Annotated in this window: 12 protein-coding genes and 1 tRNA gene; 7 read left to right on the forward strand and 6 right to left on the reverse strand. The window is 65.7% G+C overall.

Annotation, left to right across the window (positions count from 1 at the left end; translation table 11 throughout):
* Positions 1 to 489: 489 nt before the first annotated feature.
* Positions 490 to 2,856: a DNA polymerase II gene (locus E5S69_RS31880; protein WP_171518296.1), complete on the reverse strand. Its 2,367-nt coding sequence runs from the start codon at positions 2,854 to 2,856 to the stop codon at positions 490 to 492.
* Positions 2,857 to 2,933: 77 nt separating this feature from the next.
* Positions 2,934 to 3,428 carry a VOC family protein gene (locus E5S69_RS31885; protein WP_171518297.1) on the reverse strand — a complete coding sequence of 165 codons (495 nt, stop codon included), beginning with the start codon at positions 3,426 to 3,428 and terminating at the stop codon, positions 2,934 to 2,936.
* 266 nt (positions 3,429 to 3,694) lie between these two features.
* Here E5S69_RS31885 and E5S69_RS31890 point away from each other — a divergent pair, with 266 nt between their 5' ends.
* Entirely contained in the window at positions 3,695 to 4,654 is a 960-nt protein-coding gene (locus E5S69_RS31890; protein WP_171518298.1) for a tripartite tricarboxylate transporter substrate binding protein, read from the forward strand.
* 128 nt (positions 4,655 to 4,782) lie between these two features.
* Here the strand turns inward: E5S69_RS31890 and E5S69_RS31895 are convergent.
* Both E5S69_RS31895 and E5S69_RS31900 read right to left on the reverse strand, forming a co-directional pair.
* Positions 4,783 to 4,858 (reverse strand) — tRNA-Met (locus E5S69_RS31895).
* Between the two features lie 180 nt (positions 4,859 to 5,038).
* Entirely contained in the window at positions 5,039 to 6,433 is a 1,395-nt protein-coding gene (locus E5S69_RS31900) for a PLP-dependent aminotransferase family protein (RefSeq protein WP_171518299.1), read from the reverse strand.
* Between the two features lie 162 nt (positions 6,434 to 6,595).
* Between E5S69_RS31900 and cyoA the strand changes: the two genes are divergently transcribed.
* Genes cyoA through E5S69_RS31930 form a run of 6 tightly spaced genes read left to right on the forward strand, consistent with a single transcriptional unit; the run spans position 6,596 to position 12,632 of the window.
* Positions 6,596 to 7,588 carry a ubiquinol oxidase subunit II gene (gene cyoA / locus E5S69_RS31905; RefSeq protein ID WP_171518300.1) on the forward strand — a complete coding sequence of 331 codons (993 nt, stop codon included), beginning with the start codon at positions 6,596 to 6,598 and terminating at the stop codon, positions 7,586 to 7,588.
* A 2-nt stretch (positions 7,589 to 7,590) separates the two neighbouring features.
* Entirely contained in the window at positions 7,591 to 9,567 is a 1,977-nt protein-coding gene (gene cyoB / locus E5S69_RS31910; protein WP_171518301.1) for a cytochrome o ubiquinol oxidase subunit I, read from the forward strand.
* A 2-nt stretch (positions 9,568 to 9,569) separates the two neighbouring features.
* Positions 9,570 to 10,202: a cytochrome o ubiquinol oxidase subunit III gene (gene cyoC / locus E5S69_RS31915; RefSeq protein ID WP_171518302.1), complete on the forward strand. Its 633-nt coding sequence runs from the start codon at positions 9,570 to 9,572 to the stop codon at positions 10,200 to 10,202.
* Positions 10,199 to 10,576 (forward strand): cytochrome o ubiquinol oxidase subunit IV, encoded by a 378-nt coding sequence (cyoD, locus tag E5S69_RS31920; RefSeq protein ID WP_171518303.1) that lies wholly within the window; start codon positions 10,199 to 10,201, stop codon positions 10,574 to 10,576. The genes cyoC and cyoD overlap by 4 nt, the downstream gene beginning before the upstream one ends.
* A gap of 27 nt (positions 10,577 to 10,603) precedes the next feature.
* A complete protein-coding gene (locus E5S69_RS31925) occupies positions 10,604 to 12,343 on the forward strand; it encodes a nitrite/sulfite reductase (protein ID WP_171518304.1) in 1,740 nt (579 codons plus the stop codon).
* The gene (locus tag E5S69_RS31930; RefSeq protein WP_171518305.1) at positions 12,336 to 12,632 is read left to right on the forward strand and encodes a hypothetical protein; all 297 of its coding nucleotides are present in this window, start codon (positions 12,336 to 12,338) and stop codon (positions 12,630 to 12,632) included. The genes E5S69_RS31925 and E5S69_RS31930 overlap by 8 nt, the downstream gene beginning before the upstream one ends.
* Before the next feature lie 22 nt (positions 12,633 to 12,654).
* On the opposite strand, the gene E5S69_RS31935 is transcribed toward E5S69_RS31930, so the two are convergent.
* Both E5S69_RS31935 and E5S69_RS31940 read right to left on the reverse strand, forming a co-directional pair.
* The gene (locus E5S69_RS31935) at positions 12,655 to 13,257 is read right to left on the reverse strand and encodes a glutathione S-transferase family protein (RefSeq protein WP_171518306.1); all 603 of its coding nucleotides are present in this window, start codon (positions 13,255 to 13,257) and stop codon (positions 12,655 to 12,657) included.
* Positions 13,258 to 13,321: 64 nt separating this feature from the next.
* A partial coding sequence (locus tag E5S69_RS31940) for an acetyl-CoA carboxylase biotin carboxyl carrier protein subunit (protein ID WP_336510628.1) occupies positions 13,322 to 13,875 on the reverse strand: 554 nt, incomplete at its 5' end.

Raw genomic sequence — 13,875 nt, forward strand, 5'->3', positions numbered from 1 at the left:
CTCTGTGTGGACCCGAAGGTCCTCGCTCTTTCGAGCGGTCGCTCACTCTCAGAAAACTGACTGACCAGATCCGAAGATCCAGTCACGTTTTGCTGTGCGAGCACTGTATAACTTTTAAGCTAAAAGACCGAAGTCTTTTCGCATCCGCTATCAAGCGCCCACACTTATCGGTTGTTTGTTTGTTAAAGAACTGCGCTAGCGGCTTTGCCGTTTGCGCTGCTGCGTTGTCTGCAGCGGAGGAACGAGACTTTAAAGAAGTTTTTCCGATTAATCAACTGATTTCGAAAAATTCTTTATTGCGGTTGACGCCCTCTTTCGAGTTAATCCCTGCAAGCCGTTTCCGGCCCGTTGCGCGCTGCCTTGCGAACGGGGGGCGAATATTAATGCCTGCGAGGCCGACCTGGCAAGCATTTTCGGGCGGACGGCGAAAGAGACGCTTTTGCCACTTGATGTCCACCCTCTCGACCGCACACGGCCTCACGCGGCCGGCTATTGCGGAAACAGCGCCATCTGCCCGGATAACAGCGTCTCGAAGCCATCGTCCAGGAACGGCAGGATGGCGTCGGCAATCGGCTGCAGCTGCCTCGCCACATAGTGGTCATAGTCGATTGGCGCCGTGCGCGCCTCCAGCGGCTCAGGCCCTGCCACGGTCATCACATAGCTGATCCAGCCGCCGTGCTGGTACTGGGGCGGCCGGCCATGGCGCACGTTATAGGCATCGGCGATACGCGCGGCCCGCACGTGCGGCGGCACGTTGCGCTGGTAGTCATCGAGCTTGCGCCGCAGCCGCTTGCGATAGACCAGTTGCTCGTCGAGTTCGCCGGCCAGCGTGCGGCGCACGATGTCGCGCACATAGTCCGCATACGGCTCGCGGTTAAAAATCTTTTCGTAGAGCGTCTGCTGGAAGCGCTGCGCCAGCGGCGACCAGTCGGTCCGCACCGTCTCGAGCCCCTTGAACACCATCTCGACCTTGCCGTCCGCCCGTTCCACCTGGCCGGCATAGCGCTTCTTGCTGCCCAGGTCGGTGCCGCGGATGGTCGGCATCAGGAAGCGCCGGAAGTGCGTCTCGAACTGCAGCTCCAGCGCACTCTCCAGCCCGTAGGCCTGCCACAGGTGGTCGCGCCACCAGTCGTTGACGTAGGCGACGAGGCTGCGCCCGATCTGCGCGGCATCGCCTTCGGCGCGGGCGCGGCGCAGCCAGACGAAGGTCGAGTCGGTGTCGCCGTAGATCACCTCGTAGCCGCGGGCCTCGATCAGCGCGCGGGTCTGCCGCATGATCTCGTGCCCGCGCATGGTGATCGACGACGCCAGCCGCGCGTCGAAGAACCGGCAGCCGCTGGACCCGAGCACCCCGTAGAACGCATTCATGATGATCTTGAGCGCCTGCGCCAGCGGCTTGTTGCCATCGCGCTTGGCGGTCTCGCGGCCTTGCCACACCCGCGCCACGATGGCGGGCAGGCAGTGCCTGGTGCGCGAAAAGCGCGCCCCGCGAAAACCCGGCACCGAATCGGCATCGTCCGGATGCGCCAGGCCTTCGACCAGCCCGACCGGGTCGATCAGGAAGGTCCGGATGATTGACGGGTAGAGGCTCTTGTAGTCGAGCACCAGCACCGATTCATAAAGCCCCGGCCGCGAATCCATGACGAAGCCGCCGGGGCTGGCCTCTGGCGCCTTGTCGCCGAGGTTGGGCGCGACATAGCCCTGGCGGTGCATCAGCGGCATGTAGAGATGGGTGAAGGCTGCCACCGAACCGCCGCTACGGTCGGCTGGCAGGCCGGTGACGGTGGCGCGCTCCAGCAGGAACGGCAACAGCTCGGTGGTCTCGAAGATCCGCGTCACCAGTTCGCAGTCACGCAGGTTGTAGCGCGCCAGGGCCGGCTTGTCGTGGGCAAACATGCGGTCGATGGCATCCATGCGATCGTACGGATCGTCGATCGCCTTGCCCTCGCCGAGCAGCGCCTGCGCCACCGCTTCCAGGCTGAACGAGGCGAAGCTCCAGGTGGCGGAACGCAGTGCCTCGATGCCGTCGATGACCAGGCGCCCCGGCACACTGGCGAAATAGTGCTGCTGGGCGTTGTGTTCGCGCCATTCCATTTCGGCGCCGCCGCGGCCCAGGCGCAGTGGCACCTGGAACTGGCGCGCTTGCTCGCGCAGCACGCGCAGGTCGAACTGCACCAGGTTCCAGCCAATGATCGCATCGGGATCGTGGAGCGCCAGCCACTGGTTCAGCCGCTCCAGCAGCTCGCGCCGCGTCGCGCAATAGGTGAGCGAGAAATCGACGTGCGCAGGCGTTGGCGCCGCCGGTCCCAGCATGTAGACCTGGCGCTGGCCGCAACCTTCGAGCGCGATCGAATAGAGTTCGCCGTCCGCGCTGGTTTCGATATCGAGCGACACCAGGCGCAGCGTGGGCCGGTATTCGACCGATGGCTTCATCTGGGCGTTGTGCAGCACGCCGGCGGCGTCCGGCTCGCCGTCGAACCACACCGGGGCGGTGATGAAGCGCTCCATCAGGTAGCGCTCCGGCGGGCGGATATCAGCCTCATACACATCGATGCCGGCGTCGCGCAGCGACTGCGCAAGCTGGATCAGTTGCCGATGCTGGGGGCAGTACAGGCCCAGTACGGGCCTGCGCTGGAAATCCTGCAGCTTGAGCGGGCGCAGTTCGATATCGCGCCCGCGGCCCAGCAACGCCTCGGCACGCTCGCGCTGCGCCTGCGGCACGAACGCGATCGACGGCTGGCCCGCCAGGCGCAGCCGGCGTGGCCCGCCATCGGTCGCCAGCCAGAATTCGACCTCGGTTCCGTCAGGCGTATCGCGCCAGTGCCGGGTCAGGATGAAGCCTTGCTGGAGTGCCACGCTACAAGAAAAAGAGGAATGAAATTCTTTCGATGCTGGCGGAAGCGGGCCGGCTGCTGCCCCCCGCAGCCCGTGCATCAACCCGGCGTAGCGTCACCGCGTCGCGCCGCTTCGATCGACGCGATGTCGATCTTGCGCATCGTCATCATCGCGTCGAACGCCCGCTTGGCCGCAACGCGGTCCGGGTCGGTGATCGCCGCAAGAAGCGCGCGTGGCGTGATCTGCCATGACAGGCCCCAGCGGTCCTTGCACCAGCCGCATTCGCTTTCCTGGCCGCCGTTGCTGACGATGGCGTTCCACAGCCGATCGGTCTCGGCCTGGTCATCTGTCGCGATCTGGAACGAGAAGGCCTCGCTGTGCTTGAAGTGCGGGCCGCCGTTCAGGCCCACGCAGGGAATGCCGGCAACGGTGAACTCCACCGTCAGCACATCCCCCTCCTTTCCGTCCGGATAGTCGCCGGGGGCGCGCATCACGGCGCCGACCGCGCTGTCGGGAAAAGTCTTGGCATAAAAGTTTGCCGCATCCAGCGCATCGCGTTCGTACCACAGGCAGATCGTGTTCTTGCTAGGCATGTTGGCTCTCCTGGAAAACCTGGCACCGGCGTGCCGTTGAATTCGCTCCAATCATCCACATCGTACGGGCCCGCGTGCCGGATGCTGCCGACGCCGTTGGCCGCGAACTCCAATGTCTCACACTCCGGTGGCCAGTGCAGGCGTGCAGGCGTCACATGGTCTTGCACGTTGCCGGGGGCCGGCAACCCTTATGCGCGGGCGTAGAATCCCACCGGATGACACCATGAGAGACGCCACGGCGTCGACAATTCTACGAGGAGATCCCGTTGAAGCTATCGAGCAACCTCTTTGCCGCACTGCTGCTGGCCAGCGCCGGCACCGCCCACGCCGCCTACCCGGAGCGCCCCATCAAGCTGATCGTGCCGTTTCCGCCCGGACAAGCCACGGACATCTTCGCGCGCGCGCTGGCGGAGAAGCTCGGCAAGCAACTCGGCCAGTCCATCGTAGTGGAAAACCGCGCCGGGGCCGGCGGCAATATCGGCATGGAAGCCGCCGCGAAAGCCCCGGCCGATGGCTACACGCTGGTCATGGCCGGTAGCGCGATGGCCATCAACCAGACCCTATACAAGAAGATCAACTACGATCCGCGCCAGGACTTCGCGCCGATCTCCGGTGTGTTCTCGGTACCGCTGGTTTTCCTGGCCACGCCGCAATCGGGCTTCACGTCATTGCGCGACCTGATCGCCAAGGCCAAGGCCGCGCCGGGCAAGTACAGCTATGCCAGCGCCGGCATCGGCGGCACGCAGCACCTGTCGGCGGAAATGCTCAAGGCACAGACCGGCGTGTTTATCCTGCATATCCCGTACAAGGGCAGCGGCCCCGCCCAGGCCGACTTCCTCGGCAACCAGATTCCGCTGATGGTCGATTCCGTCACCGCGGCCATGCCGCTGATCCAGACCAGCAAGGCCGTGCCGCTGGCCGTCACCACCTCAAGGCGCGTGCCGCAACTGCAGTCGGTGCCGACAGTGCGCGAAGAAGGCGTGCCGGGCTTCGAAGCGCTCGGATGGGCGGTGCTGATGGCGCCCGCGGCCACGCCGCCGGCGATCGTCAGGCAGCTCAATGCCGAGACGGTGAAGGCACTGCAATCGCCTGAGCTGCACAAGTTCATCACCGAACGCGGGTCTGAGCCGATGCCGATGACACCGGTCGAGACGGGCAAGTTCGTGGATAGCGAGATCCGGAAATGGGCGACGGTGGTAAAGCGGTCGGGCGCGACGGCGGATTGAATGCCCGGCAGGTCGCGGATCCTTGGCCGGCATTTGCCCATCGATGCCGTGACCCGCTTGACCGCGGCAGCGGTCGCAACCAAGGCAGAAGCCCCGCGCGGATTGCTCCGGCGGGGCTTCGACGAATGTGGTTGCGGGGGCAGGACTTGAACCTGCGACCTTCGGGTTATGAGCCCGACGAGCTGCCAACTGCTCCACCCCGCGGGGCGAAATATACGCCGGTCGGCAGCATCTGGATAGCCTTGCCTCAAAATAATCCGTGCGGATGGCTCGGCGCCCCGGAATCCGGCAGCCTGCCGCCCCGGTTTACCGCGCTTGCCCCGACGACGCCTTGTCGCCCACCAGCCCCCCGTCATCGCCGCCGCGCCCGCCGGCGGACGGCACTCACACCACCATGTCCAGGCCCGGCGTGGGGTGGCGTTCCAGCAAGGCGGCCAGCCTGCGCAGCGCAGCCGATAATTGCGCGCGGTCTTCTACGCCACCAAGCGAGATACGGATGGCATTCGGCGCGCCGGTCCCCTCCCAAAAGGCGTCGGACGGCGTGACGCGCAGGTCTTCCGCCAGCGCGGCCCGGGTCAGCTGCTGTGCCGTCCAGTGCTCCGGCAAGCGATGCCAGGCGTGGATGGCGCTGGGCGGAAGCTGGCCGATGCCGCTCAGCCATCGGCTTGCCAGCGCGCATCGGGCCAACGCTTCGGTGCGGATGCCATCGAGCAGTTGCATGGCGGAGCCGTCGTGGATCCATTGCGTCGCCAGCGCCGCGGTCATGGGTGCCGCCATCAGCGCGAAGGCTCGCAGCGATGCCAGCAGGTCATCGCCGCGCCGGCCTTCGGGCAGCATGACATAGGCAGTGCGCAGTCCGGGACTGAGCGTCTTCGACAGAGTCGAGACATAGTACGTGCGCTCGGGCGCGAAGCTGGCCAGCGGGGGCGGCGCCGAGGGCGTCAGCAGCCAGTAGGGATCGTCCTCCAGCAGGGTGAGATCGCAGTGCGCTGCGGCCCGGGCTATCGCCTCCCGGCGCGCGGCCGGCATGGTGTGCGTGGTGGGATTCTGTGCGGTCGGATTCAGGTAGGCCAGTGTCGCCCCATCGGCACGGGCCGCTTCGAGCGCGTCGGGGCGCATCCCGTCGGCATCGACCGGCGCGATGATCACGCGCCGCCCCAGTTGTGCCGCGGCTGCGCGGATGCCGGGGTAGGCCAGCGGCTCGGTCACGATGGCATCGCCGGGCCGGGTCCGGGCCAGGATCACGGCCGCCAGCGCGGCCTGCGCGCCGGGGCACACCACCAGCCGCGCCGTCGCGACAGGCCCGAACATCTGCGCCAGCCACCGCGCGCCGGCCGCCCGGTCGGCAGCGCTGCCACCGCCGAGCTGGTAGGTCATCAGCAGATGCGGGTCGCTATGCAGCAGCACCTGCGCCAGCCCGCGCCGCAACAGGTCCTGGAAATCCAGCCCGGCCGGTGGCGGCGGCACGTTCATGCTCATGTCGACCACCCTTGCGAGTTCCGCCCGCGGCGCGGCGATGAAGGTGCCCAGCGGCCCGCGCGCATCGATCAGATGCCGCCGCTTGGCCTCGTTGTAGGCGCGCGTGACGGTGGTCAGGTCTACACGGAGCGTCCTGGCCAGGCTGCGTTGCGGCGGCACGCGGTCGCCGGCGACGAGGCGGCCGGCGCCGATGGCCCGCTCGATGAAGTCCACGATCTGCAGGTACCGCGCACCGCCACCCTGGGTGATCTGTAAATCCCATTTGGGGCTTGGATCGTCCCGGCTGCTGGCTTCTTGCATGGATTTGTCCCTGGCGATTTCTTCTATGTATGGGTTTTGTCTTGCATTAGCATGCCAGACATCACCGAGGGAAGCCATACAAACCACGCTCGTGCGGGCTGATTAGAGCCATGAATCGGCGGGGCCGGGCGCCCTCGGTGATCCGTAACCAAGGTGTCCGAAATGCTCATTCCTATTGCCGGGGCGGCAGCCAACCATCGACAAGGCCCGCTCTCGCACCCCTTCCCCGCCCCGACCCGCCGTCTTCCCACCATCGTGCTGAGCGCCTGCCTGGCCGCGCTGTTGAGTGGCTGCAGCCTGGAACTGCTCAACCCCAAGGGCAGCATCGGCGAACAGGAAAAGTCGCTGATCCTGGTCTCCCTGTTCGTCATGCTGATGGTCGTCATACCGGTGATCGTGCTAACGCTATGGTTCGCGTGGCGCTACCGCGAGACTAATACCAGCGCCACCTATGCCCCCAAATGGGCGCACTCCACCAAAATCGAGGTCGTGGTCTGGGGCATTCCATGCGTGATCGTGGCCTGCCTGGCCGTACTGATCTGGGACTCGACCCACAAGCTCGATCCGTACCGCCCGCTGCAGTCGCAGGTCAAGCCGGTCCAGGTCGACGTGATCGCGCTGAACTGGAAATGGCTCTTCATTTATCCGGAGTATGGCGTCGCGTCGCTGAACCAGCTGGCGATCCCGGTCGGCACGCCGATCAATTTCCGGCTGACCGCGGAATCGATGATGAATTCATTCTTCATCCCGCAGCTGGGCAGCATGGTCTACGCCATGGCGGGCATGCAGACCCGCCTGCATCTGATCGCCGACGCGCCCGGCACGTATCTTGGCCAGTCTGCTGCCTACAGCGGCCCGGGCTTCTCCGACATGCACTTCAAGACCGTGGCGACCTCGCGCGAAGAGTTCGATGCATGGATCCAGGCCGCCCGTGCTTCGTCCCACGCGCTAGACCTGAACACCTACCGCACGCTTGAACTGCCCAGCAGCAAGGACCCCGTGACGTTGTACGCCACCGTCGCGCCGAAGCTGTTCGATCAGGTCGTCGACAAATACATGCTGGCAAACGGCCAGGTCTGCCGCGCGGACACCGCGGAATCTCTGCAGGCCTTCCAGCTCGTCCCGCCGGCGCCCGCTGGCCGCATGGAGCAATAAGAATGCTTGGAAAACTCAACCTGGACGCCATCCCCCTCCATGAGCCGATCATCATGGGGACGCTGGCCGCCGTGATCGTGCTGGGCGTCGCACTGATGGGCGCCATCACGTACTACGGCAAGTGGAAGACCCTGTGGCACGACTGGATCTGCTCGGTCGACCACAAGAAGGTCGGCGTGATGTACATCATCCTGGCGCTGGTGATGCTGCTGCGCGGCTTCGCCGACGCCATCATGATGCGCGTGCAGCAGGCGCTCGCGTATGGCGATGCCGCGGGCTACCTGCCGCCGCATCACTACGACCAGATCTTCACCGCCCACGGCGTGATCATGATCTTCTTCGTGGCCACGCCGCTGGTGCTCGGCCTGATGAACGTGATCGTGCCGCTGCAGATCGGTGCGCGCGACGTCGCCTTCCCGTTCGTCAATTCGCTGAGCTTCTGGATGTCGGCGATGGGCGCGGTGCTGGTGATGCTGTCGATGTTCGTCGGCGATTTCGCCGCCACCGGCTGGGTCGCCTACCCGCCGTTGTCCGAGCTCGGCTATAGCCCCACGCCAGGCGTGGATTACTACATTTGGTCGCTGCAGATATCGGGGCTTGGCACCACGCTGACCGGTATCAACTTCATCGTGACGATCCTGCGCATGCGCGCGCCCGGCCTGAACCTGATGAAGATGCCGGTCTTCACCTGGACTGCGCTGATCACCAACATCCTGATCGTGGCAATCTTTCCGGTACTGACCGCCACGCTCGCGCTGCTCACCGCCGACCGCTACCTCGGCATGCATTTCTTCACCAACGAGCTCGGCGGCAACGCCATGATGTACGTAAACCTGATCTGGATCTGGGGCCACCCGGAGGTCTACGTGCTGATCTTGCCGGCGTTCGGCGCCTTCTCCGAGATCATCGCCACGTTTTCGCGCAAGCCCCTGTTCGGCTACAAGTCGATGGTGTACGCCACCTCGTCGATCGGGGTGCTGTCGTTCTTCGTCTGGCTGCACCACTTCTTCACCATGGGCTCCGGGGCCAACGTCAATGCCTTCTTCGGCATCATGACCTCGATCATCTCGATCCCCACCGGCGTCAAGCTGTTCAACTGGCTGTTCACCATGTACCGCGGCCGGATCCGCTTCCATACCTCGACCATGTGGACCATCGGCTTCATGGTGACGTTTGCGGTCGGCGGCATGACCGGCGTGCTGCTCGCCGTCCCCGGCGCCGACTTCGTGCTGCACAACAGCCTGTTCCTGGTGGCGCATTTCCATAACGTGATCATCGGCGGCGTGCTGTTCGGCTGCCTGGCTGCGATCAGCTTCTGGTTCCCGAAAGTGTTCGGCTTCAAGCTGAACGAGTTCTGGGGCAAGGTGTCGTTCTGGTGCTGGCTGGTCGGCTTCTTCCTGGCCTTCATGCCGCTCTACGTACTCGGCTTCAAGGGCATGACGCGCCGGATGAACCATTATGCCAACGTCGACTGGCATCCCTACCTGGTGGTCGCGCTGGTGGGCGCCTTCGTCATCGGCGCCGGCATCCTGGCGATGATGGTGCAGTTCGCGGTCAGCATCCGCGACCGCAAGCAGAACCAGGACCTGACCGGCGACCCGTGGGATGGCCGCAGCCTGGAATGGTCCACCGCCTCGCCCGCACCGTTCTACAACTTCGCCCACGTGCCGCATATCACCTCGCTGGAACATCACTGGGACGACAAGGAAGCCGGGCGCGCATGGCGCCAGGCCGCCCGCTACGAGGACATCCATATGCCCCGCAACACCTCGGCTGGCTTCATCGTGTCGGCGTTCGGGCTGCTGTGCTGCTTCGCGCTGGTCTGGCATATGTGGCTGGTTGCCGTCGCCGGCCTGGTCGGCGCCATCGCGACTTTTGTCCTGCGCAGCTATGACCGCGACGTCGACTATTACGTGCCAGCCGCAGAAGTCGAGCGGATCGAGCGCGCGCGCTTTGCACAACTGCAGGAAGCTGCCTGACCATGACTCCGACGCTTTCCCCCACCCTGCACCATCCCGGGCACGAGGCGGCCCACGACGCGGCGCACTCCCATCACGAAGCCGGCGCGCACACCCCGCTGGGGTTCTGGCTTTACCTGATGAGCGACTGCCTGATCTTCGCGGTGTTGTTCGCCACCTTCGGCGTGCTGTCCGGAAACACGGCCGGCGGCCCCGGCGGGCGGCAACTGTTCGAGCTGCCGTTCGTGTTCGCCGAAACCATGGTGCTGCTGCTGAGCAGCTATACCTTCGGCCTGGCCATGCTCAGGCAGGGCGCCGACGACGCGCCGCGGATGATCCGCTGGCTGGCGGTGACCTTTGCGCTCGGCGCCCTGTTCATCGCCATGGAGGTCTACGAATTCGCGCACCTGCTGCACCAGGGCGCGGGCCCCGCGGTCAGCGCCTACCTGTCGGCCTTCTTCACGCTGGTCGGCACACACGGGCTGCATGTCACGTCAGGCCTGCTGTGGCTGGCGGTGATGATCCACCAGATCAGGCATTTCGGGCTGGACGATATCGTGCGCCGCCGGCTGGCCTGCCTGAGCCTGTTCTGGCACTTCCTGGACCTGGTCTGGATCTGCGTCTTTACCTTCGTCTACCTGCGGGAGTTCGCATGAAATCGTCCCATCTTCATTCGGTGCATGCGGATCAGACCGCCGCGCACGGCAGCGTGCGCGGCTACACCATCGGACTGCTGCTGTCGGTCGCGCTGACGATGGCGTCGTTTGCGGCAGTGATGACCGGATCCCTGCCAACGCGGGCCGCGCTTGCGCTGGTCGTCGGCCTCTGTGTCGCGCAACTGCTGGTGCAGCTGGTGTACTTCCTGCACCTGGGCACCGGTCCCGGCCAGCGCGGCAACTCCGCCATCTTTGCCTGCACCGGCTTCCTGATCGTGATCGTCGTGGCCGGCTCGTTGTGGGTGATGCACAACGCCGACATCAACATGATGCCGACCGACATGTCCGTCGAACGGGCGCGGGCAAAAGACTAGCGCTCGCGCGCAAGGAGGCTTTCCACCATGTACGTCTATGATGCCGTTGACCAGAAGCTGGTCGACGAACGTGTTGTGCAGTTCGCCGACCAGACCCGCCGCTTCCTGGACGGCCAGCTGAGCGAGGATGAGTTCCGCGTGCTGCGGCTGCAGAACGGCCTCTATATCCAGCGCCATGCGCCCATGCTGCGCGTGGCGATTCCCTATGGCATGCTGGCGTCGCGGCAGCTGCGCAAGCTCGCGGAAATCGCGCGCCGCTGGGATCGCGGCTACGGGCACTTCAGCACGCGCCAGAACCTGCAGTTCAACTGGCCGCGGCTGGAGGATGCACCCGCCATTCTCGCTGAGCTGGCCACGGTGCAGATGCACGCGATCCAGACCAGCGGCAACTGCATCCGCAATACCACCACCGACCACTTTGCCGGCATTGCGCCCGACGAGCTGGTGAATCCACTGGTGTGGTGCGAGATCGTCAGGCAATGGTCGATGCTGCATCCCGAGTTCGCCTTCCTGCCGCGCAAGTTCAAGATTGCCATCAGTGGCGCGCAGACCGACCGGGCCGCGGTCGGCGTCCATGACATCGGGCTGCAGGCGGTTGAACAGGACGGCCAGGCCGGCTTCAAGGTCTGGGTCGGTGGCGGCATGGGCCGCACGCCGATGGTGGGCAAGCTGATCAACCCCTTCGTGCCGTGGCAGGACCTGCTGACCTACCTGCAGGCCACGCTGCGCGTCTACAACCTGCACGGCCGGCGCGACAACAAGTACAAGGCGCGCATCAAGATCCTGGTGAAGGATCTCACCCCCGAAGTGTTCCGGGCGCAGGTGGCGGAGCAATGGCAACGTATCCGCGGCGGCCCGGACACTGTATCCGAGGACTTTGTCGCGTCCATCGCCGGGCGCTTCACGACGCCGCCGTATGATCCCGCTGCCGCCGATGAGCCGGACGTGCCAGCCGAACTCGCGAAGACCGACCGCGCCTTCCGCCTCTGGCTGAGAAGCAATGTCCATCCGCACCGGGTGCCTGGCTACGCCGCCGTCACGGCATCGCTGAAAGCGTCGGGCCAGGCGCCGGGCGACATCACCGCCGACCAGATGGAAATCATGGCCAGCCTGGCCGAGCGCCACGGCTTCGGCGAACTGCGCGTGTCGCATGAGCAGAACCTGATCCTGGCCGATGTCCGCCGCAGCGCCCTGCACGCCTTGTGGCAGGAGCTAGACGCCGCCGGGCTGGCCACGCCCAACGTGGGCCTGATCACCAATATCATCGCCTGCCCCGGCGGCGACTTCTGCTCGCTGGCCAATGCCGTGTCGATTCCGCTTGCGCAGGCGATCCAGCAGCGCTTCGACGACCTCGACCATGTCCACGACATCGGCGAACTGGACCTGAACATCTCGGGCTGCATCAACTCCTGCGGCCACCACCATATCGGCCATATCGGCATCCTCGGCGTCGACAAGGCCGGTGCCGCCTGGTACCAGATCACCATCGGGGGCCGCCAGAACGGCGGCGACAGCAACGGCCGCACCGATGGCGTGGCCGCCGGCGGCGCAGCCATCGGCCGCATCATCGGGCCGTCCTTTGCCCAGGAAGAGGTGCCGGATGTGGTGGAACGACTGATCGAGACCTATCTGCTGCACCGGGACAGCGAAGCCGAGCGCTTTGTCGACGTGGTCGCCCGGATCGGCATCGAACCATTCCAGCGCGCGGTCTACCCCGACCCGGCCACCGGTGCGCGTCGCGCTCGCGAGGAGACCGCGAATGCCTGACCGTGCCCGTTCCGCCAATCAGGAACAGCGCAACGCATGCCCAGGCGACCTTTGGTCTGCTGTCGCCGGACTCTCCGGCGAGCAACTGCATACGATCATCGACCCCGCGCAACGCTCACCGAAACCGGCGACCGACCAGGCTTCGTTCCGGGCGCGCGTTGTCGAGGTCTTCGGCAACGTCGCCGGCTTCGAGTCCACGCCCCCGTCGGAGTCGATGCTGCGCGAACTTTGGGAAAAGTACCGGAGCACACGGTCTCCGTTCAGCCAGGGCAGGATCTCGCCGGCATGAATCCCGAAGCTGCGCGGTGGAATCAGCCCTGCGCCGCGCGCACGAACGCGTCGCGAGTCGTGATGCGCTTGACGTAGTCCTGGATGCAGCGGCTGTCCCCAACGCGCGGCGCGCCGAATTGCCCCGCCCACGCCAGCGACGCACCGAGATAGACGTCGGCGGCGCTGAAGGTGTCGCCGAGCACGAAGGGGCCTGGAGACAGGGCTTTTTCGATGGCGTCGATGACTTCGTCATAATCGCCCCAGCCGACCGTCTGCCTGGGCAACGGCGACGCGGCGCGCATCATGCGGTCGGTCAGCGCGGGTTCGAAACAGCTGCCGCAGAAGAACAGCCATCGCAGCACCGTGCCGCGGGCCGACGATCCCGGCGGCGGCATCAGCCCTGCTTTCGGATAGGCGTCGGCGAGCCAGGCAATGATCGCGCCGTTCTCGGTCAGCACGGTGCCGTCATCCAGCACCAGCGTCGGGATCTTCCCCATCGGATTGATCGCCAGGAAAGCCGGCGAGCGGCTTTCCCCCTTGGCGATATCGATATGCTGCAACGCGTAGTCCGCGCCGACCTCCTCCAGCATCCAGCGCGCCACCGACGCGCGGCTCTGGGGGTTGTAGTAAAGCGTCATGGTCATACCGTCCTCCTGGCACCTTGGCCCTATGGATGGGAGGCAGCAGGATAGCACTGACCCGTCGCCGTCAGGCGCTGAACGCGAGCAACTGCGCCCCCTCGGAAACCTGCTCGCCGATCCCGTAGAGCACCTCGCTGACCACCCCGTCGGCCGGGGCACAGATGGTGTGCTCCATCTTCATCGCCTCCATCACCAGCAGCGGCGCGCCGCGCGTGACCGCGCTGCCGGCCTCGACCATCACGGCGATGACCTTGCCCGGCATCGGCGCGGTCAGCTTGCCGCCCTCGCCTTCGGCCTCGCCGGCATGCGCGAGCGGGTCGAGCCAGCCGAGCGTGGCGTGGCGCCCGCCGTAGAAGACGTGGAATTCGTCGCCATCCAGATGGACCTGCCCGTGCGTGCGCCGGGTGCCGAGATTGATGCGGATATCGTCCGCCTGGCAGGTAAAGGCGAAGGGCGCGGCCTGGTCGGCGTAGATCAGCGTGCTGCCGCGCGCGTTGGCCTCCAGCCTGGCTTCCAGCACCTGCTCGCCATAGCCGAAGCGCAGCGTGCGCGACACGCCGCCGTTCAGCCGCCACGCGCCCGCATGGGTCCACGGCGAATGCTGGTCGGCAGGGTCGACGC

The sequence above is a fragment of the Cupriavidus necator genome (genome assembly GCF_013141915.1).
In the GTDB taxonomy this organism is placed as follows: Bacteria; Pseudomonadota; Gammaproteobacteria; order Burkholderiales; family Burkholderiaceae; genus Cupriavidus; species Cupriavidus necator_B.